Consider the following 25,397-nt stretch of genomic DNA (forward strand, 5'->3'; position numbering starts at 1 on the left):
TCGCCCATCCCCTGCATCATTAAGATGCATCATACAGCAAAAGCATGCAGGAGAAAGAACGGGCTGGAACCGGGCGACGCCGTGTGGGAGCGTCGCCCGGTTCCAACCCGTTCTTCATGGCCGTCTTTTCGACCGGCGCGCTTCGGCCTCGCCGCCCGGATACGTCAGTGGCTGATCATCCACGGCCTTGCGGTGGGGAAGCCCTTCGCACCGTCCGCGGTCCGCAGCACCGATCGCTCCTTCTTGCCGCCGCCGCCGCCACACCCGCAGCCGGGGCCGTGCTTGTGCACCGGTCCGACCTCCGACAGCAGTTTCGGCCGGTCGGCGCTGCGTTCGTTGGTGGAATGCGCCGTCCGGGTTGCTGCCGACAGGGTGGAGAAGGCCGGCGCCATGCGGATCACCCGCCGCGACGGAGTCTCGCACCAGGGACAGGGTTGCGGCAGGCTGCTTTCCGCCATCGGCCGCATTTCGGTGAAGTCGCCGCAGGTCGGGCATTCATAGTCGTACATCGGCATGGCGTGGCCTCCTTCCCCTGGCGGTTACACGCGGTCCGGTGCGATGGGCATGTCGATGTCGCCGCTGATGAACTTCGTCGGCCCGTCGGCGTTCGGGCTGATGTCGAAGTCGAAGATCTGCGTCGGCAGGAACAGGGTGGCGCAAGCGTTGGGCACGTCGACGACGCCGCTGATGTGGCCCTGCACCGGTGCCGTGCCGAGGATCGAATAGGCCTGGGCGCCGGAATAGCCAAACTTCTTCAGATATTCGATGGCGTTCAGGCAGGCTTGGCGATAGGCGACATGGACATCCAGATAATGCTGCTCGCCCGCCTCGTCGACCGAGATGCCCTCGAAGATCAGATAGTCGTTGTAGGTCGGGACGATGGGGCTGGGCTTGAAGATCGGGTTCTTGATGCCGTATTTCGCCATGCCGTCCTTGATCAGGTTCACCTTCAGATGCGCCCAGCCCGCCATTTCGATGGCGCCGCAGAAGGTGATCTCGCCGTCGCCCTGGCTGAAATGCAGGTCGCCCATCGACAGGCCTGCGCCCTTCACATAGACCGGGAAATAGATGCGCGAGCCGCGCGACAAATCCTTGATGTCGCAGTTGCCGCCATGTTCACGCGGCGGCACGGTGCGGGCGCCTTCCGCCGCCGCCTTGTCGCGCGCGTCGCCCTTCAGCCGGCCCATATGGGCGGTCGGCGCGTAGGGCGGGTTGGCGAGGCCGGGCACGCGGGTCGGGTTGGTGTCGATCAGCGCCTGCTCGCGCTTGTTCCACTTGGCCAGCAGGTCGTGCGACGGCAGGCAGCCGATCAAGCCGGGGTGGATCAGCCCGGCAAAACGCACGCCAGGGATATGGCGCGACTTGGTGAACATGCCTTCGAAGTCCCAGATGGATTTCTGGGCCAGCGGAAAATGCTCCGTCAGGAAGCCGCCGCCATTCTGCTTGGAAAAGAATCCGTTGAAGCCCCATTGCTGCTGCGGGAAAGCGCCGATGTCGAGCAGGTCGACGACCAGCAGGTCGCCCGGCTCCGCCCCTTCGACCCCGACCGGGCCACTGAGGAAATGCACCTGGCTGAGATCGACATCGCGCACGTCGGCGGCATCGTCGTCGTTTTTGATCTGGCCGCCGGTCCAGTCGTAGCATTCCAGGATGAAATCATCGCCCGGCTTCACCGTCACCGCCATCGGGATGTCCGGGTGCCAGCGGTTGTGGATCATGTCGTTTTCATAGGGAGTCTGTGACAGATCGACCTTGATCAGGGTGTCAGCCATGGGTTGCTCTTCCTTTTTGTGGACTGATTTCAAGGGAGTGGGAGTAGCGGCGCATCACACAGACAGCAGCCGGGCGACCTTGGCCTCGTCGATGGCGCCGCGGCTGTCCTCGTGGACGATCTCGCCGTTCTCGATCACCAGAACCCGGTCGGCGATGTCGAGCGCGAAGCTCAGCACCTGTTCCGATACGATGATGCTCAGCCCCTTCTCGTCGCGGATGCGGCGGAGCGTGCGGGCCATCTCACGGATGATCGACGGCTGGATGCCTTCGGTCGGCTCGTCCAGCAGCAGAACCTTGGGCTTGGTCGCCAGCGCGCGGGCGATGGCGAGTTGCTGCTGCTGGCCGCCCGACAGGTTGCCGCCGCGCCGGCCCTTCATCTCCAGCAGCACCGGGAACAGCTCGTAGAGATCGCCGGGAACGCTGCGCCCGCCATGCACGCTCAAGCCGGTCTCTATGTTCTCCTGCACCGTCATGGTCGGGAAGATCATGCGGCCCTGCGGCACATAGGCGACGCCCTTCGCCACCCGCTCGTAGCTTTTCAGGCCGGTGATCTCGCTGTCGCCGATGCGGATGGCGCCGGAGCGCGCCGGCACGATCCCCATCAGCGACTTCATCAGCGTCGTCTTGCCCATGCCGTTACGGCCCATGATGGCGACGATCTCGTTGGGCGCCACCGTGAAGTCCAGCCCGTGCAGGACCTCGCTCTCGCCGTAGGACACACGGAGTTGATTGACGGACAGCATCTGTTGATCCCCCGCTCAATGGCCCAAATAAATCAATGGCCCAGATAGACTTCGACGACCTTGGGATCGGTCTTCACCCGCTCCATGCTGCCTTCCGACAGGATCTTCCCCTGGTGCAGCACGGTGACGCGGTGGGCGATGTCCTCGACGAACTTCATGTCGTGCTCGATCACCAGCACCGAGCGGTTCCGGATGATGCGGTTCAGCAGTTCGGCGGTCTTCTTGCGTTCGTTGACGCTCATGCCGGCCACCGGCTCGTCCAGCATCAGCAGTTCGGGGTCCTGGATCAGCAGCATGCCGATCTCCAGCCATTGCTTCTGGCCGTGGCTGAGATACTCGGCGCGCTGGTCGAGATGGTCGGCCAGGAAGATCATCTCGGCGATCTCCGCCACCCGCTCGCGCACCGCGGCATCGCGCTTGAAGGCGAGCGCGCCGAACACCGTGCGGCCACGCGGGTAGGAGATCTCCAGATTCTCGAACACCGTCAGGTCGTCGTAGATCGACGGGTTCTGGAACTTGCGCCCGACGCCGGCCTTGACGATCTGATGCTCCTTCATTGCCGTCAGTTCCCGGTTGCGGAACTTGATGGAGCCGCCGGACGCCTTGGTCCGCCCGCAGATAAGGTCGAGCACCGTGGTCTTGCCGGCACCGTTCGGGCCGATGATGACGTGGATCTCATTGCTGTCGACGTAGAAGGACAGGTCGTTGACCGCCTTGAACCCGTCAAAGGACACGGTCAGCCCTTCGACCGCCAGCAGGTAATCGGTGGGGTTTGCCATGGGATCCGTCCCTCCTCAGTCGGCGGCGGTGTGGGGCGGGATGATCGGCGCGCCGGCGGCGGCTCCGCCCGATCGGCGGGCGGTCAGCCGGCGCAGATGCGGGGCGATGAATTGCTGGTAGAGGCCGGCCAGCCCGTTGGGGAACACCATCACCACGCCGATGAACAGCGCGCCCATGGCGAACAGCCACAGCTCCGGAAAGCTTTCCGACAGCATCGTCTTGGCCCAGTTGACCAGCAGCGTGCCGTACACCGCGCCCAGCAGCGACAGCCGCCCGCCGACCGCGCAGTAGATGACCATCTCGATCGACGGCACGATGCCGACGAAGGACGGCGACATGAAGCCGACCTGCAGCGTGAACATCGCCCCGCCCACCGCCGACAGCGCCGCGGCGAAGCAGAAGACGAAGATCTTGAAGTTGGCGACGTCATATCCGGAGAAACGGACCCGGTCCTCCTTGTCGCGCAGCGCCACCAGGATGCGGCCCAGCTTGGAGCGGCGGACGTAGAGGCACAGCAACAGGCAGCCGATCAGCAGCGCCGCGTTGACGAAGTAGAGCACCAGCTTCGCGTCGTCGGTGCGGATGTCCCAGCCCTTCAGCGTTCGCAGGTCGGTGATGCCGTTGATGCCGCCGGTGTAGCCCTGCTGGCCGACGATCAGGATGGTCAGGATGGCGGCGAAGGCCTGGGTGATGATGGCGAAATAGACGCCGCCGACCCGCCGCTTGAACATCGCCAGCCCGACGATGAAGGCCAGCAGCGCCGGAACCGCCACCACCGCGACGATGGAGAAGGACAGGCTGTGGAACGGCTCCCAGAACCAGGGCAGCGCCTTCAGCTGGTTCCAGTCCATGAAATCGGGGATGCCCGGCGTGGACTGGATCTTGGTCGCTTCCGGGCTGGAGGCCTCCAGCTTCAGGAACATCGCCATGCAATAGCCGCCGATGCCGAAGAAGATGCCCTGCCCCAGCGACAGGATGCCGGCGCTGCCCCAGCACAGCACGAGGCCGAGCGCCACGAAGGCGTAGGTCAGGTACTTGCCGACCATGTTCAGCCGGAAGATGTCGAGGCCGAGCGGCAGGACGATCACCAGCAAGGCGGCCAGCAGCAGGATGCCCGCGATGTCGCCGTCGATGCGCCAGAAACTGCGCCCGAAAAGGTTGCTTTGAGGGGTGCGCGTCATGGTGATTGTCTCCTCAGCGGCGGACTTTGAGGACGAACAGGCCCTGCGGGCGCAGCATCAGGATCACGACGACGGTCAGCAGGGTCAGGACCTTGGCGGTCGAGCCGCTGAGGAAGAACTCCATCGTCGACTGCGCCTGGCTGATGGTGAAGGCGGACGCGATGGTGCCGATCAGGCTCTGGGCGCCGCCGAACACCACCACCAGGAAAGTGTCGACGATGTAGAGCTGGCCCGATGTCGGGCCGGTGGAGCCCACCATGGTGAAGGCACTGCCGGCCACCCCGGCGATGCCGCATCCGAGCCCGAAGGTGTAGCGGTCGACCTTCTCGGTGTTGATGCCGACGGCGCCGGCCATCACCCGGTTCTGCATCACCGCCCGCACGCCCTGGCCCCAGCGCGAGCGGAACATCACGGCGTAGATCACGACGGTGATGGCGATGGTCAGGCCCATGACGAACAGGCCGTTGATCGGCACCTCGATGGTGTCGGTGACGGCGACCGACCCCATCAGCCAGTCGGGCAGCACCACGCCGACCTCGCGGGCGCCGAAGACGGAGCGGAAGACCTGCTGCAGGATCAGGCTCAACCCCCAGGTCGCCAGCAGCGTGTCGAGCGGACGGCGGTAGAGGAAGCGGATCATCCCCCATTCCACCAGCATGCCCAGCGCCCCGCTGGCGACGAAGGCCAGCGCCATGGCGATGAAGAAATAAGCCGGGAAAAGCGCCGGCGCGTAACTGGAAATGAAATTCGAGCAGAGATAGGTCACATAGGCGCCGAGGATCATGAATTCCCCGTGCGCCATGTTGATGACGCCCATCTGCCCGAAGATGATGGCGAGGCCAAGCGCCATCAGCACGAAAACGGAAAACAGGATGAGACCGGCGAATCCCTGCATGGCAAAGATCGACCCGAGCTCGGCCAGGCTGTAGCCCTCGAACATGATGGGTACTCCTGTGCGGTGATGCGGCGGAGTGCGGAAGCGGATGCCCCCTCCCCGACCCTCCCCCGCTCTCGCGGGAGAGGGAGTAAGCGCGAGAGCGGCGGCAGTCCCCTCTCCCGCGAGAGCGGGGGAGGGTTAGGGAGGGGGCAATGCCTACCGACGCGGCGTTAGCTCCACCCCTTACTGGTAGCCCTTCGGGAACGGGTTCGGCTCGATCAGGTCCGCCGTCTCATAGACCATGTCGAACTGCCCGTCGGTGCGGGCGCGGCCGACGCGGGTCTTGCTCCACAGGTGATGGTTCTCGTGGATACGGACATAGCCTTCCGGCGCGCCGGTGAACTCGATGCCGGGGGAGGCGGCGGCGATCTTGTCGATGTCGAAGCTCTTGGCCTTCTCCGCCGTCAGCTTCCACAGCCAGGGGCCGAGATAGGCGGCCTGGGTCACGTCGCCGATGACGCTTTCCCCGCCCCACATCTTCTTGAAGGCGGCGACGAACTTCTCGTTGTTCGGGTTCTTCAGCGACTGGAAATACTTCATGCAGGCATAGGCGCCGGCGATGTTCTCGCCGCCGATGCCCAGCATCTCGTCCTCGGTGACGGAGATGGTCATCAGCGTCTGCTTGTTCAGGTCGATGCCGGCGGCCTTCAGCTGCTTGTAGAAGGCGACGTTCGACCCGCCGACGACCGAGGCGTAGATCACGTCCGGCTTGGTCAACTTGATCTTGTTGATGACCGAATTGAACTGGGTGTGGCCCAGCGGGAAATACTCCTCGCCGACCACCTTCTGCCCGTGCATCTCGATGTGCTTGCGGGCGATCTTGTTGGAGGTGCGCGGCCAGATGTAATCGGAGCCGATCAGGAAGAAGGTCTTGGCCTTCTTCTCATTCGACACCCAGTCCAGACCGGCCAGGATCTGCTGCGTCGCTTCCTGTCCGGTGTAGATGACGTTCTTCGACTGCTCCAGCCCCTCATAGAAGGTCGGATAATAGAGCATGCCGTTATACTGCTCGAACACCGGCAGAACCGCCTTGCGCGAGGCCGAGGTCCAGCAGCCGAACACCGCCGCCACCTTGTCCTCGACCAGCAGCTTTCGCGCCTTCTCGGCGAAGGTCGGCCAGTCGCTGGCGCCGTCCTCCTGGATAACCTCGATCTTGCGGCCCAGCACCCCGCCCATTTCGTTGATCTGGGCGATGGCCAGCTTTTCGGCCTGCACCGATCCGGTTTCGGAGATCGCCATGGTGCCGGTGGTGGAATGCAGGATGCCGACCTTCACCGTGCCGTCGGTGACCGCCAGCTTCGTGGTGTTGACGGCGTCGGTCGGCAGCGCCTGGGCCAGCGCGCCGCGCGGCAGCAGCGCCACGGCCGGCAAAGCCGCCATGCCAAGGAGGAGCTTGCGGCGGAGCGGCGACGGAACGCCGCCGATGGTCTTGTCCGCATCCATCTTGTCAGAGGACATGAAACCTCCTGATGTTGGCCATTGTCGCCTTGCAAAAGCCGTCCGCGATCCGGACGCGGCCTTTTTGAAAGGCGGTATTTTTGGGGGGAGTTGGCGGAGCGATCCGCGACTGGACGACCCGATGGTTGGCCGAACGGTGCGGCGCAGCAATACGTGGATTTGCGTATAGGGGTGCCGGAGCGCAAATCGCTATAAACTTACGGCAGTCTGGATTCGGCTCACCACTCGCAACTACCCGAGAGCGAGTTGAACACGCGTGTTCTCTCGCAGACAACACCAGTCCTTTGGCTTTGTTGTTCGACGGATTTATTCCTGACAGACTGACGAAGGAATGGGCTTTACTATGGAAGCGTCACAGAAACGGAATTTACGGACTGTACGTAACACCAGCTGATTTTCAGGAGGGCGAATGGGGCCGATGGCGGGGCGCCAGAGGGTGGTCGCGGTGCGGCGGACCTACAACAGGTGGGTCGCCAACCAGACGCTGGAGGATTACGCGCTGCGCTTCACCGCGCGCAAGGCACGGCGCTGGTCGCCGACGCGCGTTGCCAACACGGCACTCGGTTCGATCTCCTTCCTGGCGCTGGAGGCCATAGGCGGGGCGATCACGCTGAATTACGGCTTCACCAACGCGCTGTTCGCCATCCTGGCCGGCGCCATCCTGATCTTCGCCAGCGCGCTTCCCATCAGCTACTACGCCAGCAAATACGGCGTGGACATGGATCTGCTGACCCGCGGCGCCGGCTTCGGCTATATCGGCTCCACCATCACCTCGTTGATCTACGCCTCCTTCACCTTCATCTTCTTCGCCATCGAAGCGGCGATCATGGCAACGGCGCTGGAGATGGTGTTCGGCCTGCCGCTGGCCGCCGGCTATGTCGTCAGCTCGCTTCTGGTGATCCCGTTGGTCGCCTACGGCTTCACCGTCATCAGCCGCATCCAGCTGTGGACGCAGCCCTTGTGGCTGGCCCTGCACACCCTGCCCTTCCTGTTCATCGCCATCCAGGACAGCGACGCCTTCACCGCCTGGACCCGCTTCTCCGGCCGGGCAGCGGAGACGGGTGACGGCGGCTTCGACCTGATGCTGTTCGGTGCGGCGGCATCGGTGGTGTTCTCGCTGCTGGCGCAGATCGGCGAGCAGGTCGATTTCATCCGCTTCCTGCCCTACGACCCCGGCGCGACGGGCCGCAAAAAGCTGGGCTGGTGGGCGGCGCTGGTGGCGGCCGGGCCGGGCTGGATCGTCATCGGCACGATCAAGCTTCTGCTGGGCTCCTTCCTGGTGGTGCTGGCGCTGCAGAACGCCGTTCCGCTGGAGCTGGCGGCGGAGCCGACGCGGATGTATCTGGTCGCCTTCCAGTATGTGACGCCGTCGCCGCAGCTGGCGTTGGGCCTGACCGGCCTGTTCGTCGTGCTGTCGCAGCTGAAGATCAACGTCACCAACACCTATGCCGGCTCCATCGCCTGGTCGAACTTCTTCTCGCGCCTGACCCACAGCCATCCCGGCCGGGTGGTGTGGGTGGTGTTCAACGTCGTCATCGGCCTGATGCTGATGGAACTGGGCATCTACAAGACGCTGGAGCCGGTGCTGGGGCTCTATTCCAGTGTCGCCGCCTCGTGGATCGGCGCGCTGGTCGCCGATCTGGTGGTGAACAAGCCTCTCGGCCTCAGCCCGCGCCATGTCGAGTTCAAGCGCGCCCACCTCTATGACATCAACCCCGTCGGCGTCGGCGCCATGCTGCTGGCGACGGTGCTGTCGATGCTGGCCTTCCTGGGGGCGCTGGGGCCGACGCTGAAGGTCTGCGCGCCCTTCCTCGCCTTCGCCACCGCCTTCGCCGCGGCGCCCGCGATCGCCTGGGCGACCCGCGGCCACTACTACATCGCCCGCCGCCCCTTCGACAGCTGGAACGGCGAGGAAGCGATCCGCTGCCGCATCTGCCAGCATGCCTTCGAACCGGACGACATGGCCTTCTGCCCGGTCTATGCCGGGGCGATCTGCTCGCTCTGCTGTTCGCTGGACGCCCGCTGCGGCGACGGCTGCAAGCGCGACGCCCGGCTCGGCGTGCAGCTGCGCCACGCGCTCGACGCCGTCCTGCCGGCGAAGGCCGCGACGGCACTGAAGGCGCGGTTCGGCCATTATCTGGCGGTGCTGCTGATGCTGGGGCTGGCGGTCGGCGCCGTGCTGTCGCTGGTCTATGTCGAGGTCGCCTCGGTCAATGCCGAGGCGCAGGCGCTGATCCGCAGCACGCTGTGGAAGGTCTTCTTCATCCTGATGATCGTCGCCGGCGTCGCCACCTGGCTGTTCGTGCTGGCCCGCGAAAGCCGCAAGGTGGCGCAGGAGGAGACGCGCAGGCAGACCGATTTGCTGATGCAGGAGATCGAGGCGCACGAACGCACCGACGCCCAGCTTCAGAAGGCGAAGGAGGCGTCGGAGGCGGCGAACCTCGCCAAGAGCCGCTATCTGGTCGGCATCGGCCACGAGTTCCGCACGCCCTTGAGCGCCATCTTCGGCTATTCGCAGATGCTGGAGCGCGATCCCGCCATGCCGCCGCACCGCATCGACGCCGTCCGCGTCATCCGGCGCAGCGCGGAGCATCTTTCCGGCCTGCTCGACGGGCTGCTCGACGTGTCGAAGATCGAAAGCGGCCGGCTGCAGCTGAACCGGGGCGAAGTGCGGTTCGGCGAGCTGCTCGACCAGCTGGTCGGCATGTTCCGCCTGCAGGCGGCCGGCAAGGGCATCGCTTTCCGCTTCGAGGCGCCGGAGGACCTGCCGCCGGTCGTCTTCACCGACGAAGGCCGTATCCGCCAGATCCTGATCAACCTGCTGTCCAACGCCATCAAATTCACCGACAGCGGCACCGTCTGCCTGCGCGTGCGCCACCGCAGCCAGATCGCCGAGTTCGAGGTGGAGGACACCGGCCCCGGCATCGCCGCCGGCGATCTCGACCGCATCTTCGAACCCTTCGAACGCGGGTCGGCCGCCAATCCGTTGGTGCCCGGCATGGGCCTTGGCCTGACCATCACCAAGCTGCTGACCGAGGTGATGGGCGGCGAGATCACCGTGACCAGCACGCCCGGCAAGGGCAGCCTGTTCCGGGTGCGGCTGATGATGTCGGCAGCGATGCTGTCCACCGCCGCCGCCCAGCCCGACCATCCGATCCGCGGCTATCGCGGGCCGCGTATGACCGTGCTGGTCACCGACGACGACCTCGCCCACCGCAACCTGCTGGGCGATCTGCTGGCCGAGCTTGGCTTCGCCGTGTTCAAGGCGACCGACGGCCAGAGCTGCCTCGCCCTGGCGGAACTGCACCGGCCCGACATCCTGCTGCTCGACATCTCCATGCCCGGCATGAACGGGCTGGAGGTGGCCAGGCACCTGCGCGCCACCGGCCACGGCGACACCACCATCATCCTGGTGTCGGCCGACACGCGGGAGGACCGCTCCGCCCCCGTTCCCGGCCAGCCGCATGACGGCTTCGTCGCCAAGCCTGTGTCGATCCCGAAGCTGCTGGCCTGTATCGGCCGGCTGCGCGGCATCGAGTGGGAATACGAGACGCCCGCCGGCACCGACGACGGCCCGCCGGTCTTCACCGCGTCGGAACTGCCGCCGCGGCACCACATCGCCGAGCTGATCCATCTCGGCCGCATCGGCTATGTCCGCGGCATGCAGGCCAAGCTGGCTGAGATCGCCGCCGCCCATCCGGAGCTGGATCGTTTCGTCGGCCGCATGCGCGCGCTCGTCAGCAATTACGACCTGAACCAGTATATGGCCGCGCTGGAGGCGGTTTACCGCGATGACAGCCATGATGAAGCCAGCTATGACGAATCGGGCCATGACGATGAAATCCGCAGCCCGACCGCGTGACGTCGTCCTCGTCGTCGACGATTCGCCCGAAGCCCTCAGCTTCCTGACCGACGCGCTGGAAGAGGCCGGGGTGACCGTGCTGGTGGCGCTGGACGGCCGCAAGGCGCTGGCGCTGCTGGAGCAGGTGACGCCCGACGTCATCCTGATGGACGCCATCATGCCGGGACTGGACGGCTTCGAGACCTGCCGCCAGCTGAAGCGCAACAGCCAGGTCGCGCATGTGCCGGTCATCTTCATGACCGGCCTGACGGAAACCGAACATATCCTGAAGGGCTTCGCCGCCGGCGGGGTGGATTACGTCACCAAGCCCATCGTCGCGGAAACGCTGATCGCCCGCATGTACGCCCATCTCGCCAACGCCCGCGTGGCGCAGAGCACGCGGGCGGCGCTGGACGTCACCGGCCGCACCCTGCTGGCCGCCAACCACAAGGGCGAGGTTCTGTGGTGCACGCCGCAGACCACCCGCATGCTGGAGGCGGCCTTCGGCGATGACACGGGAAGCGGGGTGTCCCTGCCGGAGGAGGCGCGGCGCTGGCTGGTGGAGCGTCAGGCCGGCGGCGCCACACGCAAGCCGGACAGCGTGGTGATCGCCACCCTTGCCGACGGCCGCCGCCTGCGCCTCAGCCCGGTCGGGCAGACCGGCCCCGACGAGATCCTGCTGCAACTGGCGGAGGAATCGGGTGCCGGCGAGGACAGACAATTGAAGGACAAGCTGTCCCTGACACCACGGGAAGCCGAGGTGCTGATGTGGGTCGCCAACGGCAAGCCCAACCGCGACATCGCCGAAATCCTCGGCCTCAGCCCACGCACGGTCGACAAGCATCTGGAGCAGATCTATTCGAAGCTCGGCGTCGAGAACCGGGCGGCAGCGGCCGCGATGGCGGTGCGCGCGCTGAACGGCCGGTAGACAGGATCAGGATCACCGTGCGGCATGATCCGAACGGACGCGGGAGAGGAACAGCCCCTCCCCCGCCGCAGACGGTCAATTCCGGGGAAGCTCGGTCGTCGGGATGCCATCGATCGGACATTCCGGCGTGCCGACCGTCGGCCGGGTGAAGGCCTCCACCATGGCCCGCGTACCCTCCGGATCATTGACCCATTGGCGATAGAAGTCGTAGGGACAGGCCGCTTCGCCCTTCACCCCGTCAAGGCTGGCGATCATGCCGGTGTAGCCGCGGTGGACGAGCTTGAAGAGGTGGTTCTCCGACTGGCCGTTCTTACGGAAGTCGCGGATCAGCGTCTTGGACAGCTGGGCGTACTGGATGCCGTACTCCTCCTCTCCGCATTCGCCCAGCGTGCGGCCGTCGAAGCCGACGATGGCGGAATGGCCGAAATAGGAATAGACGCCGTCGAACCCGGCGGCGTTCGCCACGGCGACATAGACATTGTTGGCCCAGGCCATCGCCTTGGCCATCAGCACCTGCTGATCCTTGGCCGGATACATGTAGCCCTGGCAGCGCACGACCAGTTCCGCCCCTTTCATGGCGCAATCGCGCCAGATCTCGGGATAATTGCCGTCGTCGCAGATGATCAGGCTGATCTTCAGCCCCTTCGGCCCTTCCGACACATAGGTGCAGTCGCCGGGATACCAGCCCTCGATCGGCACCCAGGGCATGATTTTGCGGTATTTCTGTACGATCTCGCCCTGATCGTTCATCAGGATCAGCGTGTTGTACGGCGCCTTGTGCGGATGCTCCTCATGCCGTTCGCCGGTCAGCGAGAACACCCCCCACACCTTCGCCTTGCGGCAGGCGGCGGCGAAGATCGCCGTTTCGTCGCCGGGGACGGTGGCGGCGGTTTCGTACATCTCCTTGGAATCATACATGATTCCATGGGTCGAATATTCGGGGAAGATCACAAGGTCGAGGCCGGGCAGACCCGTCTTCATGCCGATCAGCATATCGGCGATCTTCTGCGCATTCTCCAGCACCTCCGCCTTGGTGTGCAGGCGCGGCATCTTGTAATTGACGACGGCGACGCCGACGGTGTCGTTGCTGCTGGTGATATCGCCGTGAATCATCTCGGTCTCCCTGCGTGACGGGACATGGGGCGGCGCGTGAGGAAAGCAGGAGGAACGACCGGCTTCCGCATTGTTTTGGCACGCGTCTTCGTCGTCACCGATCATCGGGGAGCGGCCGATCCACCGGAATACGCGATTCCCCGTATGGCCGATCGGCAGGGCGGATCATTTCATCCAACGCAATAATGAAATGCCAAGGCCGGTCATTCCCGCCGCCATGCGGATGCAGCAATCTGGCGATGGCGAACCATCCCATCCACGGGATCGCTCAACCCATTTCCTGCCCTCTCCTCATCCACCGTCAAGGAACCTGCCATGTCCCGTCCGCCGCTTCCCCCCTTCACCGAAGCATCCGCCATCGAGAAAGTCCGGCTCGCCGAGGACGGCTGGAACAGCCGCGATCCGGCGAAGGTCGCTCTCGCCTACACCGAGGACAGCCGGTGGCGGAACCGCGCCGAGTTCGTGACCGGCCGCGCCGAAATCCAGGCCTTCCTGACCCGGAAGTGGAACAAGGAGCTGGGCTACCGGCTGATCAAGGAACTCTGGGCCTTCGCGGGGAACCGTATCGCGGTGCGCTACGCCTATGAGTATCACGACGACAGCGGCCAGTGGTTCCGCGCCTACGGCAACGAGAACTGGGAATTCGCCGAGGACGGGCTGATGCGCGCCCGGCACGCCAGCATCAACGAACACCCGATCGCGGAGACGGAGCGCAAGTTCCATTGGCCGCTCGGTCGCCGGCCCGACGATCATCCCGGTCTCAGCCATTTCGGCTTCTGACGCCGACATTTGCCGATAGAGGCGGCTGGGCCGTTCCAACGTCCGCCGGCACGCGGAGCAGGCTTGCGACGCCGCCGGCCAGGGTGAGGACGGCCGCCACGGCAAGCCCGATCCGGGGCGCGTCCACCGGGCTGGAAACCAGGGAAAAGAGCAGCGTCATGGTCACCGCACCGGCGGTCTGCCCGACCAGCCTTGCGGTGCCCTGCATCCCTCCGGCCGCGCCGCTGCGCGCCTTGGGCACCGTGAGCAGCATGTTGCGGTTGTTGGGCGTCTGGAACAGGCCGAAACCGAAGCCGCTGATCACCATGAAGGCCAGCAGGGGCAGCGGGTCGCGCTGGAGCGGCCAGAATGCCGACAGGGCGAGTCCGGCGGCGAGCAGCAGGCCGCCGGCGGCGCACAGCCAGCCGGTCGCCAGGCGATCGGAAAGCCGCCCCGCGACCGGCGCCGCGACGGCGGTCGCAAGCGGCCACGGCACCATGAACAGCCCGGCTGTGAAGGCGTCCTGCCCCAACCCGTTCTGCAGGTAGAAGGGCAGCGCCACGGTGCTCGCCATCTGGCCCGTGAAGCAGAGGACGGAGGCGACCACCGACAGGCGGAAGGAGCGCACCTGCAGCAGGTCGAGGGGGATCAGAGGCGCCTCCTGCCCGTGTTCCCGCCGGATCAGGCCGGCAAGGCAGAGCGCCGCGACCAGCAGCAACGCGCTGCCGGCCCCGACCCGTGACGCGAAGGTCTCGGCTCCCATCACCAGTGCCACGAAGAAGCCGGCGTTGAGGACGACGCTGACGGGATCGATCCGGCGCTTCACCCCCTCGACCGCGGGCAACGCGCGCGCCGTCATCAGCACGATGACGCCGATCGGGATGTTGACGGCGAACAGGAACGGCCAGGGAGCGATGGCGAGGATGGCCGCCCCGACGGTCGGCCCTGCCGCCGACGACAGGGCGATGACCAGGGCGTTCCAGCCGATGGCGGCGCCCAGCAGCCGCGGCGGATAAACGAAACGCAGCAGGGCGACGGCGAGCGACATCACCGCGGCGCCGCCCAGGCCCTGCATCAGCCTTGCGACGACCAGCCAGGGAAGCGTCGGCGCCAGGGCACAGCCGGCCGAAGCGGCGGTGAACAGAAGCACGCCGCCGGCGAACACCTTCCGATATCCGAGGCTCTCGCCGAGGGCACCCGCCGGCAACAGCGCGACCACGAGCGCAAGTTGGTAACCGGTGACGACCCAGACGGACCCGGCTGGCGCGACGCCCAGCGTGTCGGCGATGGTCGGCAAGGCGATGTTGACGACGGCGCCATCGAGCACGACGAGCACGATCGCCGTCAGGATGGACGCGACGGCGGCGACGCGACGGAAGCCCGACAGCCCCTCCGACGGTGGGGAAGCGGCCGGCCGGGCGGCAGTGGATTGGGGCATCGCATGTCTCCGGTAAGTCTTGGAGACCAGTATGGCGACGCCGCAACATGGCGGTAGACGCAGCTTATGCAGAGTATTCCTGCATGGAACGCCATGTGTTAACGTTTGGACCCATGGCCGATCCCGATTTCAACCTCCTCGTCGCGCTCGACGCGCTGCTTGCGGAAGGCAGCGTGGTCAATGCCGCCCGGCGGCTCGGTCTCAGCGATTCCGCCATGAGCCGCACATTGGCGCGCCTGCGGGACGCCACCGGGGATCCGCTGCTCGTCCGGGCCGGACGCGGGCTGGTCCCCACGCTGCGGGCCATCCAGCTGCGGGCGCGGGTGCATGATCTCGCCGACGAAGTGCGCGCGGCGCTGCGTCCGGCGGCGGCGATCGACATTGCCGGGCTGGAACGCACCTTCGCCCTGCGCGCCAGCGAGAGCTTCATCGAGGTCTTCGCCGCCCGGCTGGTCAGCCGGGTCACCGCCGAAGCGCCGGGCGTTCTGCTGCGGTTCGCGCCGAGGACGGATCGGGATGCGCAGGCGCTGCGCGATGGACGCATCGATCTGGAGATCGGCGTCCATGCGGAAACCGCGCCCGAGTTGAAGGTGCAGAAGCTGATCGGCGACCGGCTGGTCGGCGCCGTACGGGACGGCCATCCGCTGATGCTGCGGGAGGCGGTGACGGCCGACCGGTATGCCGCCTGCGGCCATGTGGTCACCTCGCGCAGCGGCCGGGCGAGGGATCAGGTCGATGATGCCCTCGCCGCCCTCGGCCTCTCCCGTAAGGTGGTCGCCGTGGTGCCGAGCTTCCCGGCCGCCCTGGCGATCGTCCGCGCGTCGGACCTCGTCGCCCTGGTGTCGGAGCGGCAGGTCGCCTCCGGCATAACCGGGGTTCGTACCTTCCCGCTTCCGGTGCCCATGAAGGACGTCACGGTGACCCAGATGTGGCACCCGCGCCAGGATGCCGACCCCGCCCACCGCTGGCTGCGCGGACAGGTGCTCGCAGCCTGCCGGGGGACGGACGACGGAGCCCCGTCAGGGATGAGTTGCTGGTGAATCGGCCTGCCCTGCCCCTAGCGTCGGGCTACCGGGCGGACGGTGATCTCTCTCGTTGACCCCGACCTCCCGCGGCTGTTCGATGGCGAAGAGGACGGCCCGTCCGATTGCTTCCGGCTCGATCGCGTTGCGGCGGTACTCCACCATCGCCCGTGCGGCCGTTTCGTCGGTGATGGTGTCGGCGAGTTCGGAGCGGGTCACGCCGGGATAGATGCAGGTCGTGCGGATCCTTTCGCTTTCCTGCCGCAAGCCGTCGGTGCGCCGCGCGCCCAGCATCAGGGTGGCGCCGGCCTCGGCAAGGACGCGCGCGGTGGCTTCGCCGATGCCGCTGGACGCGCCGGTGATGAGAACGATCCGGTCGATGGTCACGGCGGTCTCCTGTGGTTCGTTGATTGCGGCGGTCACTGCGCCGTGTAGCCGCCGTCGACGAAGAGCTGTGCGCCGGTGATGAAGCTGGAGGCCGGCGAGGCTAGGAAAGCGATGGCCTCGGCCACTTCCTCCGGACGGCCGATGCGCCCGACCGGGTGGGCGTCGCCGAAGCTCCGCAGCATCTCTCGGCCGTTCTCGACCACGCCCTCCATGATGTCGGTGTCGATGACGCCGGGCAGGACCACGTTGCAGCGGATGCCCCGGCGGCCGTATTCGACGGCGACGATACGGGCCAGCTGCGCCGATGCCGCCTTGGACGAGGCGTAGGCGGCCTGCGTCGGGAAGGCCGTCATCGCCGACAGCGAGGAGTTGATGACGACGGCGCCGCCGCCGCCCTCCTCCATCAGCGCCACCGCGGCGCGGATGGTGACGAAGGCGCCGCGGGCGTTGATCTGGAAGATGCGGTCGTATTCCTCGACCGAGGTCTCGCTCAGCGGCTTGTTCAGGGTCCGCCCGGCATTGCAGACGACGATGTCGAGCCGGCCGAAGCGCTCGCGGGCGAGATCGACCGAGCGCCGCGCAAGCTCCTCGTCGGACACGTCGCCGACCAGCGTGGCGATGTCGGCGGATTCCAGCGACCGGACCTCGTCGGACAGGTCGGACGCGACGATCCGCGCACCACGGGCCCGCAGCAGGTCGAGCACGGCGCGTCCGATGCCGCGGCGGGCGCCGGTCACCAGCGCCACCTTGCCGGTCAGATCATAAGCGCTTGCGGCGTTTGACAGGTTGGTCATTACAGTCTCCATAAATTCGGCGGAGCGATTTGTGCGCCCGCCGTCCATGCCCGGAAGGTGGCATTGGACCGCTGTCGAGATAACTTGCTAAGAATTGAACGGTGTGGTTAGAGCGGCTAACCAATGCAGATCGACCTGAACCTGTTGACCCTGTTCACCGCGGTGGCGGAGACCGGCAATTTCCGTGCGGCGGCGGACCGCCTTGGCGTGACGCGCTCGGCGGTCAGCCAGGGGGTGCAGCGGCTGGAGGCCGCTCTCGGGCAGGCGCTTTTCCTGCGCACCACCCGCAGCGTGCGTCTGACCGAAGCCGGCGAGCGGTTCCTGGCACGGGTCTCCACCCCCCTGGCCGAGATCGCGGGCGCCATCGACGCGGCGTCCGGTTCGGCGGATGAGCCCCGCGGTCTGCTGCGGATCGCCGTCACTTCGATCGCCGAGCGGTTCCTGTCCGGACCGCTGATCGCCTCCTTCAGCGAAGCGTATCCCGGCGTCACGCTCGACGTGACGGTGACGGACCTGGAGTTCGACATCGTCGCCGCCGGCTTCGACGCCGGCGTGCGCCTGGGCGAGGTGATCGAGCGCGACATGATCGCGGTGCCGCTGACCGGCGACCAGCGCCAGATCGCGGTGGCAACGCCGCTTTATCTGGCGCGCCACGGCACGCCGGAGCACCCGCGCGATCTCGTCCGCCACCGCTGCATCGGCTGGCGGCCGCAGCCGGACACCGCACCCTACCGCTGGGAATTCGAGAAGGACGGGCACGCCTTCGACGTCTCGGTCGAGCCGCAGATCACCACCAACGACATGCTGCTGATGCTCCGCACGTCGCTCGCCGGCGCCGGCATCACCTTCGGCATGGAAGAGACGTTCCAGCCCTATCTCGAACGCGGGGAACTCGTCTCGATCCTCGACGACTGGCTACCGCCCTTCGCCGGCTTCTTCCTGTATTTCCCGAGCCGGCGCACGGTGACGCCCAAGCTCCGCGCCCTGATCGACCATATCCGCCGCCACCGTGAAGGACCGAAGCCCGGACAGAATCCCCTTCACCCCTCGACATAGACCGCGAGTTCGTCGGCGATCCCTTGCGGAAAGGCCGCTTTCAAATGGTCGAGGAAGGCGGAAACGCGGGCGTTGAGCAGCCGCCGTGTCGGATAGAGCACCCACAGCGCCGTCTCATGCCCGATCACATCGCCCCAGCTCACCAGCCTGCCGGCGGCCAGATCGGGGCTGGCAAGCGACAGCGGCAGGCGGGCCGCCCCCACACCCATGCGAACCGCATCGCGGATCATGACGAACGATGAAAGGCTGAGGACCGGTTCGATCGCGATGCTAGACGGTCCCGACGGCGTCGTCACCTCCCATAGTTCCGGCTGGCCCAGCGATCCGCGGGTGACGGCGGGAACGGCATCGCGGCCCGCCGGGGGCGGCAGGTCAGGGCTGGCCGCCACGACCAGCCGATCACGAAGGAAGATACGGCCGACAAGGCTCGCATCGGGAGGCGGATTGACGCGGATGACCAGATCATAGGCTTCTTCGATCATGTCTACGGCGCGGTCTTCCGTGGTGATCTCAAGCCGGACCTCAGGGTATTTGCGCATGAATCCCGCCGCCAGTTTTCCCATGGCGGTCTGCGAGAACAGCAGCGGTGCGCTGATCCGCAACCGGCCGCGGGGGCTCTGGCCACCGGAGGCAATCGCCTTCGCCGTCTCGTCAAGTTCGGTCAGCAAGGCGCCCGTCCGCTCGAACAGCACCCTCCCCTCCGCCGTGAGTTTGAGCGAACGGGCGCCCCGCTCGAACAGACGCAAGTCGAGGCTCGCCTCCAACTCGGCCACTCGTCGCGACAGGGTCGCCTTCGGGCGCCCGGCCGCACGCGCGGCCTTTCCGAACCCACCATGGCGGGCGACCAGATTGAAATCGGCTAGGGCAAGCAGGTCCATCCGTTCCACCAGTGAGACGGTCCGTTCAAATCCAGCGGCTATCGGGCCTGCCGTGGATCGCTATTGTCAAGGACATCTTCTGACACCGAAACCGGAGTAATCCCCATGACCATCCTCGTTACCGGAGCCACCGGCCGCGTCGGCCGCAATGTCGTCGAGCATTTGGTGAAGCGCGGCGCCGATGTGCGCGTGCTGACCCGCGACCCGTCGAAAGCCGCCTTCCCCACCGGGGTGGAGGTCGCCCAGGGCGACATGCTGGATATCGATGCGCTGCGTGCCGCCTTCCGCGGCGTCCGCACCCTGTTCCTGTTGAACGCCGTCACCGGCGATGAATTCACCCAGGCGATCATCACCCTGAACATCGCCCGCGAGGCGGGTGTCGAGCGGGTCGTCTATCTGTCGGTGTTCGAGGCCGACCGTGCGGTGAACGTGCCGCATTTCGCGGTGAAGTTCGGCGCCGAGCGCATGCTCGACCGGATGGGCTTCAGCGCCACCATCCTGCGCCCAACCTACTTCATCGACAACGAGGTGATGATCAAGGACGTCGTCCTCAATCACCGCGTCTACCCGATGCCGATCGGCAGCAAGGGCGTTGCCATGGTCGATGCGCGGGACATCGCTGAAGTCGCGGCCATCGAACTGATCCGCCGTGACCGGGCGCCGGGCAAGCTGCCGGTCGAGACGATCAACTTGGTCGGTCCCGACACGCTGACAGGTCCGCAGGTGGCGGCGATCTGGTCCGATCTGCTGGGCCGCACCGTCGTCTATGGCGGCGACGATCCCAGCGGGTTCGAGCAGACCATGGCGTCCTTCATGCCGAAATGGACCGCCTACGAGATGCGCCTGATGGCCGAGCGCTATGTCAGCGACGGCATGATCCCCAATGCCGGCGACGTCGAGCGTCTGACCGGCCTGCTGGGACGCCCGCTGCACAGCTATCGCAGCTTCGCGGCCGCGATCGCCGCCGGCTGAGGATCCACGCGACCGCCGCCGATGCCGACGCGGTTCACGATGCGAGATGGCAGGCCACCCGTTATCTTCAGGTCCGCCTGCGGCACCATGCGCAAGGTGGTCGGAAGCGCGCCGGCGGCAAACGCGCCGGTGGTGAGCAACGGAAGTGCGGCGAAGGCGCCAAGGATCGCGCGCCTGAGCGGGGATGGGCGGTGGACGGTCGACATGGCGGGGCTCCGGTCTGGATGACGGTCGCTGACGGACGGGATCAGGTCCGGGCGGTATCGGATGCGAGATGGACAAGACAGTCGCCGGGCTGGACATGGGCGAAGCTGCGGACGCAAACGACGACGCCCGCCCTGCGGAAACGCAGTTCCACCGGCTCGCGCCAGGGTGCGTGCGGGTCATACAGGCGCCCGGCGATCAGCACCGTTTCGATGTAATGCGCGATCCTCTGGGTCGGCGTGCCGTCGCGCGCACCCGGAAACATCCGGTTCAGGTTGCCCTTGTCGATGGGGAACGTGCGGATCCCGTTCATTAGGCGGGGAAATTCAAACCCGAAATCACGATCAGCCGACCGGCGATCGACAGCGCCGGCATCCGGTTGATTAGCTTCATCAGGGCCACCGGCCCCTCATATTCGTCGCCATGGTTGCCGCCGGTCAGCAGCAGCGTCGGGCCGTCTCCGTTCTTCAGCACGGCCAGCGGAATGGCGATGTGTCCGTAGGCGGAGCGATCATGGGAATGGGGAACACGCAGCGTGCCGGTCTGGAAGCCGTCGCGTTCAAAGTCGACGTCGGTCGTGATGCGGGAGGTCGCGGTGGTCATGCGGATCTCGCCTGTCGGGAAATGGGAATTTCGCAGCGCCGCGACAGTCGTTCGGGAGGTCACCCGGGGCGGCGCATGTCTGGAAGTGTGACGGATTGTTGAAATGCTGGAGAATACCGATTTGTGGCCATACTGATGCCCAACAGGCATCGCCGATGGCAAAGGTCCACCCGCTGCCCCTGGGTGGCGGACCCGCTTTGTGGCGGACCCGCGTTGTAGCGTCAGCGCGCGGTGTCGATCACGCAAAGGAAACGGGCAAGCGCCGGGTTGTCCGCAGCATCCAGGCAGGCGAAGGCCAATGGCAGGCGCCGATGAGGCGGTCGCAATAGGCCGGATAGGTGTGGCGCGGGAAGGTGATGAAGGGCCGGCCCCATTTCCGGCCCGGTTCCAGCCATGACACGCATCGGCCCGTTTTGGGAAGCGCCCGCTATGATGCCTCTGGGGCATCGGCCGCCCCCCGCATCGGCATTGGACGCGCTCCGCCAGCCGGCGCACCCTGGTCCGCCAGCGCAAGAATCCAGGAACCGTCATGCTGAGCCCTTCAACGCCCCACATTCTCGGTGATGTCCGTATCACCCGCATCGAGGAATTCGCCAGTGACGCCTTCGCGCCGGAGCGCCTGCTGCCCGACTGGGACCCAGCGGTGGGCCGCCGGCACGCCCGTTGGATGGTGCCCGGCAGCCTGAACGAGGCCCAGGACCGCGTGGTGATCAGCGTCCATGCCTGGCTGGTCGAAACGGGCGGCCGGCGCTTCTTGGTCGACACCGGAGCCGGCGCGGACAAGGAGCGACCGGGCAAGCCGCTGTTCCACCGCCGGAGCGACCCCTTTCTGCAGCGGTTGCGGGGGACAGGGGCGGAGCCGGAGGACATCGATATGGTTCTGCTGACCCACCTGCACACCGATCACGTCGGCTGGAACACACGGCTGACCGATGGCGGCTGGATCCCGACCTTCCCCAACGCCCGTTACGTGATGCCGCGGGTGGAACTGGAAGCCATGGTGGCGGCAGCGCCCGACAGCGACCGCGCCGCCCTGTTCCGCGACAGCGTCGAACCGGTGCTCGCCGCCGGACAGGCCGAGTTCGTGGCGCCGGAAGGGGCCGAGGTCGCGGGTGGCTTCCGGTTTCAGCCCACCCCCGGGCACAGCGCCGGTCACATGTGCATTGCGCTCGACTGCTGCGGCACTGGAGCGCTCTTCACCGGCGACCTGATGCACCACCCGATCCAGGTCCACCATCCCGACTGGAACTCCGTATTCTGCGAAAATCCGGACGAGGCACGGAGGTCGCGGCTGGCGGTGCTGAATGCCGTGGCCGACACGGACACGACCCTGTTCACCGCCCACTTTCCCGAAAGCTCGGCCGGACGGGTGACCAGCGACGGAGATGGTTTCGCGTGGCGGTTCCGATGACGGGGGCGGAATGGGGCTTTCTGCCTCCATGCCACCTGTCCTGCGGCATGCCCGATCTCCGGCAGTGATCGTGCTCCGGCCCGGTTGACACCCGGCACCGCTTTCCCGCACCTTGCTCTCTGTTTGACCGGTCAAACTCGGAGCGGCATCGTGCCCGTAATCGCAATAGCCACCACCAAAGGTGGTTCGGGGAAAACCACGCTGGCGGCTGGCCTTGCCGACCTTCTCCGTAGGCAGGGCCGAAGCGTGGAATGCATCGACACCGATCCCAACCGCAACCTTCACGATTGGCTGTCCGATCCGCGAAACGGCATCCCGTGCACGCCGGTCGAGGAGGAAGCGGTGATCGACAGTGTGGCAGGCGCGGTCGAACGCTCCGAGTATGTGCTGATCGATGTCGCCGGCGCCCTGCAGAGAGGCATGCTGTACGCCATCAGCGCCGCGGACTTCGTGCTGATTCCGTGCAAGACCGACCGGAAGGACGTGGTCGAGGCGGTGCGCACCCAGGAACTGATCGAATCGGCCGGCAAGATGGTCCGCCGCAAAATCCTCCACGCCGCCGTGCTGACCCAAGTCAACCGGCGTGCCCAGGTGACCGGACACACCCGGGCCCAGCTCGAGGTGATGGGCGTACCGGTGCTGAGCGCCGACCTGCCGGCCCGCACCGCATACCAGCAGGCCTCCTGGAATGGCGCGCCGCTCGCAGCAGCTGAGGCACGCGAAGACTTCGGCGCCATCGCCGCCGACGTGGCGTCCCTGATGGAGGCGGAGCATGGCTAAGCGGCCCCCCCTCAAGCTGTTCGACGCGGACGAGATCAAGCGGTCCATCGCCCCGCTGGCGCAACGCCTGCCGTCGAACCGTGCTTCCGGCCATGGTGACGCCCTGCCTCCGGAACCCACGACCCCGGACGAATATGTCGAGACCATCGACCGCTTGTGGGAGGAGGCACAGAAAAGCTTCCTTGCCATCGGGCGCTATCTGGACGAGGCGCAGAAGAAGCTTTCGGCGGAGCAGTTTGCCCAGGTGATCGAGCGCCTGCGCTTCGGCAAGGTAGTCCGCAGCCAGATCATGACCGCCTACCGCGCGGTGACCTCCGGCCTGTTGCCGCCGGGCGTCGAAGCAGCCGGCTATTCGGTGGTTTATCATGCCGCAACGCTGTCGGACACGGAGCGTGCCCAGGCCGTCGCCGAGGGCGTGATCCGCCCCGACATGCGCCGCACCGAGATCGTCGCTTTCAAACGGCGCATCCGGACGAACGCCGCTCAGCGCGATAACGACCGACGGGCGATGCTGGAAGCGGAAAAGCAGCGACTTCTTGCCCGGGTTGCCGACATCGACCGGGAGCTTTCAGCCCTCACCTGACACCGTACGGTTCCGGTTGCCGAAGAACGGCATCAAGCAACTGTGAACTCCGACGGCGTCTAGCGAAGCTGCACGCCAGCCGCGCGTTGAGCGTGGTCCCATGCGCACTACAGTTGTTCGCCACAGGCATCATCGCAAGGCTCGTCCAACCTTGTCCGACCTGCGGGCCGCCGCCGACCGTCGTTAATCCGCGTCAGGCCCGCGATTTCGCCCGCGCCACTGGGCGGCTTGCCAAAACCGACGCGCTCGATGCCCAGATCATCGCTCAGTTCGCCGAACGCATCCGCCCCGAACCGCGCCCGATCGCCGACGCCGAGAGCCAAAGCTGACTGAGCTGGTGGCGCGGCGTCGGCAAGTGGTCGAGATGATCGGCATGGAAGCCAACCGCCTGCGTCAGGCCCGCAGCCCACGGGTCCGCCGCACCATCGAAGCCACCCGGAAAACCCTGGAGGCTCAGCTGGTCGGGTTGGACAAGGACATCGACGACAGCGTGCGCGGCTCCCCCGTCTGGCGGGCTGCCGACGACCTGCTGACCTCAGTACCCGGCATCGGCGGCATCACCGCGCGCACGTTGATCGCCGATCTGCCTGAACTCGGCCGCCTTGACCGCCGGCGCATCGCCGCCTTGGTCGGCCTCGCACCCGTCAACCGCGATTCCGGCCAAATACGTGGGCATAGAGCCATCGCCGGTGGCCGCACTGCCGTGCGCAACGCCCTCTACATGGCTGCGCTCTCGGCGGTCCGCTGGAACCCCGTCATCAAGGCCCATTACACCAGGATCGTGGCAGCGGGGCGTCCCAAGAAGGTCGCCCTCGTCGCTTGCATGCGCCATCTCCTCACCATTCTGAACGCCATCATCAAGACAGCCTCCCCATGGAAAACCGCTTGACCAAAAACACAGTCGCTTGTTTCACATCCTTTCCACAGGCGGCTCCATTGATGAAAGATCGGATCTCAATGAGCATGCAGCCATGGGAAGGACGTGACCGGCTGGTCGCGGTCGACATCGAGACGACCGGACGGCGCCTGCCGAGCCTCCAAGACATCTGTAAGGCGCCCAAGGGCCTGCGTCAGCCCGGCATCATCATCGAGATCGGGTGTCTTGAGATCGTCCGTGAGGGCGACACCTGGACGAAAGCGCGCAGCTGGGAGACCCGGGTCAACCCCGACGCCCCTCTCCATCCCGATGCCATCAAGGTGCACGGCATCCGGCCCGCCGACCTGAAGACGGCGCCCCGCTTTCCTGAGGTGGCCGACGCGCTTCTCGCCTTTCTGGGCGAGGATCTTCTGGTTGCGCATGCCTATGAGAACGAGATGGACTTCCTGAACTACGAATTCGCGCGCTGCGGACGCGCTGCATAGGGGGCCGAGACGTTTTCAGCAGACCGGTTCATCTGTACCAAGGAGATGTCGCACGCGGCCTTCCCCGGCGCTTCCGGTTCGCTCGGTGCGTTGTGTGATCGGCTGTGGCTCGACCGGAGCGATCGCTTCGCCCACCATGGCGCGCTGCTCGACGCCGATCTGACGGCTGACGCCTTCGTCAAAATGGCGTTGGGAGATACCGGCCCGCGTGGTGCCGTGTACGAGTGAGGCACGGCGCCGGGCATTCGGCAGCTCTGTTAACCTTGAGGGCTTGCCTGCCCTGCCCGCAATCAAAGAACCAACGTCCTGGAACGGAACCTAGATGTTTAGTCCCGGCATTTGATGGTGCATCCTACGTGCAGGACTGGAGGGATGCACTATGGGCCAAGTACTC

The 25,397-nt window shown here is 66.2% G+C and carries 28 protein-coding genes; 13 read left to right on the forward strand and 15 right to left on the reverse strand.

Annotated elements, in window-relative coordinates; translation table 11 throughout:
* Positions 1-164: 164 nt before the first annotated feature.
* The 7 genes from FZ938_RS29705 to urtA all read right to left on the reverse strand — a co-directional run bounded on the left by FZ938_RS29705 (position 165) and on the right by urtA (position 6,872).
* The gene (locus FZ938_RS29705; protein ID WP_149201772.1) at positions 165-515 is read right to left on the reverse strand and encodes an FmdB family zinc ribbon protein; all 351 of its coding nucleotides are present in this window, start codon (positions 513-515) and stop codon (positions 165-167) included.
* Between the two features lie 24 nt (positions 516-539).
* Entirely contained in the window at positions 540-1,772 is a 1,233-nt protein-coding gene (fmdA, locus tag FZ938_RS29710) for a formamidase (RefSeq protein WP_149201773.1), read from the reverse strand.
* Between the two features lie 54 nt (positions 1,773-1,826).
* The gene (gene urtE, locus FZ938_RS29715) at positions 1,827-2,516 is read right to left on the reverse strand and encodes an urea ABC transporter ATP-binding subunit UrtE (RefSeq protein ID WP_149201774.1); all 690 of its coding nucleotides are present in this window, start codon (positions 2,514-2,516) and stop codon (positions 1,827-1,829) included.
* A 32-nt stretch (positions 2,517-2,548) separates the two neighbouring features.
* Positions 2,549-3,295 (reverse strand): urea ABC transporter ATP-binding protein UrtD, encoded by a 747-nt coding sequence (gene urtD / locus FZ938_RS29720; protein ID WP_149201775.1) that lies wholly within the window; start codon positions 3,293-3,295, stop codon positions 2,549-2,551.
* 15 nt (positions 3,296-3,310) lie between these two features.
* Positions 3,311-4,477 carry an urea ABC transporter permease subunit UrtC gene (gene urtC, locus FZ938_RS29725; RefSeq protein WP_149201776.1) on the reverse strand — a complete coding sequence of 389 codons (1,167 nt, stop codon included), beginning with the start codon at positions 4,475-4,477 and terminating at the stop codon, positions 3,311-3,313.
* A 13-nt stretch (positions 4,478-4,490) separates the two neighbouring features.
* The gene (gene urtB / locus FZ938_RS29730; RefSeq protein WP_149201777.1) at positions 4,491-5,417 is read right to left on the reverse strand and encodes an urea ABC transporter permease subunit UrtB; all 927 of its coding nucleotides are present in this window, start codon (positions 5,415-5,417) and stop codon (positions 4,491-4,493) included.
* Between the two features lie 180 nt (positions 5,418-5,597).
* Positions 5,598-6,872 (reverse strand): urea ABC transporter substrate-binding protein, encoded by a 1,275-nt coding sequence (gene urtA / locus FZ938_RS29735; protein ID WP_149201778.1) that lies wholly within the window; start codon positions 6,870-6,872, stop codon positions 5,598-5,600.
* Positions 6,873-7,281: 409 nt separating this feature from the next.
* Here urtA and FZ938_RS29740 point away from each other — a divergent pair, with 409 nt between their 5' ends.
* On the forward strand, positions 7,282-10,734 hold the full coding sequence (locus FZ938_RS29740) for a hybrid sensor histidine kinase/response regulator (RefSeq protein WP_246799133.1): 3,453 nt from the start codon (positions 7,282-7,284) through the stop codon (positions 10,732-10,734).
* Positions 10,703-11,641, forward strand: a complete 939-nt coding sequence (locus tag FZ938_RS29745; RefSeq protein WP_149201779.1) for a response regulator — start codon at positions 10,703-10,705, stop codon at positions 11,639-11,641. Before FZ938_RS29740 ends, FZ938_RS29745 begins: the two co-directional genes overlap by 32 nt.
* Before the next feature lie 75 nt (positions 11,642-11,716).
* Here the strand turns inward: FZ938_RS29745 and FZ938_RS29750 are convergent, their stop codons facing one another.
* A complete protein-coding gene (locus tag FZ938_RS29750) occupies positions 11,717-12,754 on the reverse strand; it encodes an aliphatic amidase (protein ID WP_149201780.1) in 1,038 nt (345 codons plus the stop codon).
* A 315-nt stretch (positions 12,755-13,069) separates the two neighbouring features.
* Here FZ938_RS29750 and FZ938_RS29755 point away from each other — a divergent pair, with 315 nt between their 5' ends.
* The gene (locus FZ938_RS29755; RefSeq protein WP_149201781.1) at positions 13,070-13,534 is read left to right on the forward strand and encodes a nuclear transport factor 2 family protein; all 465 of its coding nucleotides are present in this window, start codon (positions 13,070-13,072) and stop codon (positions 13,532-13,534) included.
* Here FZ938_RS29755 and FZ938_RS29760 read toward each other — a convergent pair.
* Positions 13,515-14,951 carry an MFS transporter gene (locus FZ938_RS29760; protein WP_149201782.1) on the reverse strand — a complete coding sequence of 479 codons (1,437 nt, stop codon included), beginning with the start codon at positions 14,949-14,951 and terminating at the stop codon, positions 13,515-13,517. The two genes, FZ938_RS29755 and FZ938_RS29760, sit on opposite strands and share 20 nt — an antisense overlap.
* Before the next feature lie 113 nt (positions 14,952-15,064).
* Here FZ938_RS29760 and FZ938_RS29765 point away from each other — a divergent pair, with 113 nt between their 5' ends.
* Positions 15,065-15,991 (forward strand): LysR family transcriptional regulator, encoded by a 927-nt coding sequence (locus FZ938_RS29765; RefSeq protein WP_149201783.1) that lies wholly within the window; start codon positions 15,065-15,067, stop codon positions 15,989-15,991.
* Here the strand turns inward: FZ938_RS29765 and FZ938_RS29770 are convergent.
* Positions 15,971-16,360: an SDR family NAD(P)-dependent oxidoreductase gene (locus FZ938_RS29770; protein ID WP_149201784.1), complete on the reverse strand. Its 390-nt coding sequence runs from the start codon at positions 16,358-16,360 to the stop codon at positions 15,971-15,973. The genes FZ938_RS29765 and FZ938_RS29770 overlap by 21 nt on opposite strands.
* 32 nt (positions 16,361-16,392) lie before the next feature.
* Positions 16,393-17,154 carry an SDR family NAD(P)-dependent oxidoreductase gene (locus tag FZ938_RS29775; RefSeq protein ID WP_174757136.1) on the reverse strand — a complete coding sequence of 254 codons (762 nt, stop codon included), beginning with the start codon at positions 17,152-17,154 and terminating at the stop codon, positions 16,393-16,395.
* Between the two features lie 123 nt (positions 17,155-17,277).
* On the opposite strand from FZ938_RS29775, the gene FZ938_RS29780 reads away from it, so the two are divergent.
* Entirely contained in the window at positions 17,278-18,210 is a 933-nt protein-coding gene (locus tag FZ938_RS29780; protein ID WP_149201785.1) for a LysR family transcriptional regulator, read from the forward strand.
* On the opposite strand, the gene FZ938_RS29785 is transcribed toward FZ938_RS29780, so the two are convergent.
* Entirely contained in the window at positions 18,195-19,088 is an 894-nt protein-coding gene (locus tag FZ938_RS29785; RefSeq protein ID WP_149201786.1) for a LysR family transcriptional regulator, read from the reverse strand. The genes FZ938_RS29780 and FZ938_RS29785 overlap by 16 nt on opposite strands.
* Positions 19,089-19,193: 105 nt before the next feature.
* Here FZ938_RS29785 and FZ938_RS29790 point away from each other — a divergent pair, with 105 nt between their 5' ends.
* A complete protein-coding gene (locus FZ938_RS29790) occupies positions 19,194-20,060 on the forward strand; it encodes an SDR family oxidoreductase (RefSeq protein ID WP_149201787.1) in 867 nt (288 codons plus the stop codon).
* Here the strand turns inward: FZ938_RS29790 and FZ938_RS29795 are convergent.
* From FZ938_RS29795 to FZ938_RS31455, 3 genes are read right to left on the reverse strand one after another with little or no spacing between them, the layout of a single operon-like run.
* A complete protein-coding gene (locus FZ938_RS29795) occupies positions 20,024-20,266 on the reverse strand; it encodes a hypothetical protein (protein WP_149201788.1) in 243 nt (80 codons plus the stop codon). The genes FZ938_RS29790 and FZ938_RS29795 overlap by 37 nt on opposite strands.
* A gap of 41 nt (positions 20,267-20,307) precedes the next feature.
* Positions 20,308-20,577 carry a succinylglutamate desuccinylase/aspartoacylase family protein gene (locus FZ938_RS31450; RefSeq protein ID WP_211101198.1) on the reverse strand — a complete coding sequence of 90 codons (270 nt, stop codon included), beginning with the start codon at positions 20,575-20,577 and terminating at the stop codon, positions 20,308-20,310.
* Complete coding sequence (locus tag FZ938_RS31455; protein WP_211101199.1) at positions 20,577-20,867, reverse strand: M14 family metallopeptidase; 291 nt, start codon at positions 20,865-20,867, stop codon at positions 20,577-20,579. The genes FZ938_RS31450 and FZ938_RS31455 overlap by 1 nt, the downstream gene beginning before the upstream one ends.
* A 529-nt stretch (positions 20,868-21,396) precedes the next feature.
* Here FZ938_RS31455 and FZ938_RS29805 point away from each other — a divergent pair.
* The 7 genes from FZ938_RS29805 (at position 21,397) to FZ938_RS31255 (ending at position 25,231) form a co-directional block, all read left to right on the forward strand.
* On the forward strand, positions 21,397-22,278 hold the full coding sequence (locus FZ938_RS29805) for an MBL fold metallo-hydrolase (RefSeq protein ID WP_211101200.1): 882 nt from the start codon (positions 21,397-21,399) through the stop codon (positions 22,276-22,278).
* A gap of 150 nt (positions 22,279-22,428) precedes the next feature.
* A complete protein-coding gene (locus FZ938_RS29810) occupies positions 22,429-23,058 on the forward strand; it encodes a ParA family protein (RefSeq protein ID WP_174757134.1) in 630 nt (209 codons plus the stop codon).
* A complete protein-coding gene (locus FZ938_RS29815) occupies positions 23,051-23,641 on the forward strand; it encodes a hypothetical protein (RefSeq protein WP_149201790.1) in 591 nt (196 codons plus the stop codon). Before FZ938_RS29810 ends, FZ938_RS29815 begins: the two co-directional genes overlap by 8 nt.
* Positions 23,642-23,754: 113 nt before the next feature.
* Positions 23,755-23,970 carry an IS110 family transposase gene (locus FZ938_RS31610; RefSeq protein ID WP_174757133.1) on the forward strand — a complete coding sequence of 72 codons (216 nt, stop codon included), beginning with the start codon at positions 23,755-23,757 and terminating at the stop codon, positions 23,968-23,970.
* A 35-nt stretch (positions 23,971-24,005) separates the two neighbouring features.
* A complete protein-coding gene (locus FZ938_RS29825) occupies positions 24,006-24,530 on the forward strand; it encodes a transposase (protein WP_425492006.1) in 525 nt (174 codons plus the stop codon).
* A gap of 50 nt (positions 24,531-24,580) precedes the next feature.
* On the forward strand, positions 24,581-25,003 hold the full coding sequence (locus tag FZ938_RS31250) for a 3'-5' exonuclease (protein ID WP_246457363.1): 423 nt from the start codon (positions 24,581-24,583) through the stop codon (positions 25,001-25,003).
* 45 nt (positions 25,004-25,048) lie between these two features.
* The gene (locus FZ938_RS31255) at positions 25,049-25,231 is read left to right on the forward strand and encodes a 3'-5' exonuclease family protein (RefSeq protein WP_246457362.1); all 183 of its coding nucleotides are present in this window, start codon (positions 25,049-25,051) and stop codon (positions 25,229-25,231) included.
* Positions 25,232-25,397: the final 166 nt, after the last annotated feature.

Origin of the sequence: Azospirillum oryzae, from assembly GCF_008364795.1 — a bacterium.
Lineage (GTDB): Bacteria > Pseudomonadota > Alphaproteobacteria > Azospirillales > Azospirillaceae > Azospirillum > Azospirillum oryzae.

What these genes read in the sequence shown, in the direction of transcription:
- FZ938_RS29765 (WP_149201783.1), top strand. Translation starts at nt 15,065, where the DNA reads ATGGCCGATCCCGATTTCAACCTCCTCGTCGCGCTCGACGCGCTGCTT.
- FZ938_RS29755 (WP_149201781.1), top strand. Translation starts at nt 13,070, where the DNA reads ATGTCCCGTCCGCCGCTTCCCCCCTTCACCGAAGCATCCGCCATCGAG.
- FZ938_RS31450 (WP_211101198.1), bottom strand. Translation starts at nt 20,577, where the DNA reads ATGAACGGGATCCGCACGTTCCCCATCGACAAGGGCAACCTGAACCGG.
- FZ938_RS31255 (WP_246457362.1), top strand. Translation starts at nt 25,049, where the DNA reads ATGTCGCACGCGGCCTTCCCCGGCGCTTCCGGTTCGCTCGGTGCGTTG.
- fmdA (WP_149201773.1), bottom strand. Translation starts at nt 1,772, where the DNA reads ATGGCTGACACCCTGATCAAGGTCGATCTGTCACAGACTCCCTATGAA.
- urtC (WP_149201776.1), bottom strand. Translation starts at nt 4,477, where the DNA reads ATGACGCGCACCCCTCAAAGCAACCTTTTCGGGCGCAGTTTCTGGCGC.
- FZ938_RS29790 (WP_149201787.1), top strand. Translation starts at nt 19,194, where the DNA reads ATGACCATCCTCGTTACCGGAGCCACCGGCCGCGTCGGCCGCAATGTC.
- urtB (WP_149201777.1), bottom strand. Translation starts at nt 5,417, where the DNA reads ATGTTCGAGGGCTACAGCCTGGCCGAGCTCGGGTCGATCTTTGCCATG.
- FZ938_RS31250 (WP_246457363.1), top strand. Translation starts at nt 24,581, where the DNA reads ATGAAAGATCGGATCTCAATGAGCATGCAGCCATGGGAAGGACGTGAC.
- FZ938_RS29805 (WP_211101200.1), top strand. Translation starts at nt 21,397, where the DNA reads ATGCTGAGCCCTTCAACGCCCCACATTCTCGGTGATGTCCGTATCACC.
- FZ938_RS29705 (WP_149201772.1), bottom strand. Translation starts at nt 515, where the DNA reads ATGCCGATGTACGACTATGAATGCCCGACCTGCGGCGACTTCACCGAA.
- FZ938_RS29815 (WP_149201790.1), top strand. Translation starts at nt 23,051, where the DNA reads ATGGCTAAGCGGCCCCCCCTCAAGCTGTTCGACGCGGACGAGATCAAG.
- FZ938_RS29795 (WP_149201788.1), bottom strand. Translation starts at nt 20,266, where the DNA reads ATGTCGACCGTCCACCGCCCATCCCCGCTCAGGCGCGCGATCCTTGGC.
- urtE (WP_149201774.1), bottom strand. Translation starts at nt 2,516, where the DNA reads ATGCTGTCCGTCAATCAACTCCGTGTGTCCTACGGCGAGAGCGAGGTC.
- FZ938_RS29780 (WP_149201785.1), top strand. Translation starts at nt 17,278, where the DNA reads ATGCAGATCGACCTGAACCTGTTGACCCTGTTCACCGCGGTGGCGGAG.
- FZ938_RS29760 (WP_149201782.1), bottom strand. Translation starts at nt 14,951, where the DNA reads ATGCCCCAATCCACTGCCGCCCGGCCGGCCGCTTCCCCACCGTCGGAG.
- FZ938_RS29745 (WP_149201779.1), top strand. Translation starts at nt 10,703, where the DNA reads ATGACGATGAAATCCGCAGCCCGACCGCGTGACGTCGTCCTCGTCGTC.
- urtA (WP_149201778.1), bottom strand. Translation starts at nt 6,872, where the DNA reads ATGTCCTCTGACAAGATGGATGCGGACAAGACCATCGGCGGCGTTCCG.
- FZ938_RS29750 (WP_149201780.1), bottom strand. Translation starts at nt 12,754, where the DNA reads ATGATTCACGGCGATATCACCAGCAGCAACGACACCGTCGGCGTCGCC.
- urtD (WP_149201775.1), bottom strand. Translation starts at nt 3,295, where the DNA reads ATGGCAAACCCCACCGATTACCTGCTGGCGGTCGAAGGGCTGACCGTG.
- FZ938_RS29740 (WP_246799133.1), top strand. Translation starts at nt 7,282, where the DNA reads ATGGGGCCGATGGCGGGGCGCCAGAGGGTGGTCGCGGTGCGGCGGACC.
- FZ938_RS29775 (WP_174757136.1), bottom strand. Translation starts at nt 17,154, where the DNA reads ATGACCAACCTGTCAAACGCCGCAAGCGCTTATGATCTGACCGGCAAG.
- FZ938_RS29825 (WP_425492006.1), top strand. Translation starts at nt 24,006, where the DNA reads ATGATCGGCATGGAAGCCAACCGCCTGCGTCAGGCCCGCAGCCCACGG.
- FZ938_RS29785 (WP_149201786.1), bottom strand. Translation starts at nt 19,088, where the DNA reads ATGGACCTGCTTGCCCTAGCCGATTTCAATCTGGTCGCCCGCCATGGT.
- FZ938_RS31455 (WP_211101199.1), bottom strand. Translation starts at nt 20,867, where the DNA reads ATGACCACCGCGACCTCCCGCATCACGACCGACGTCGACTTTGAACGC.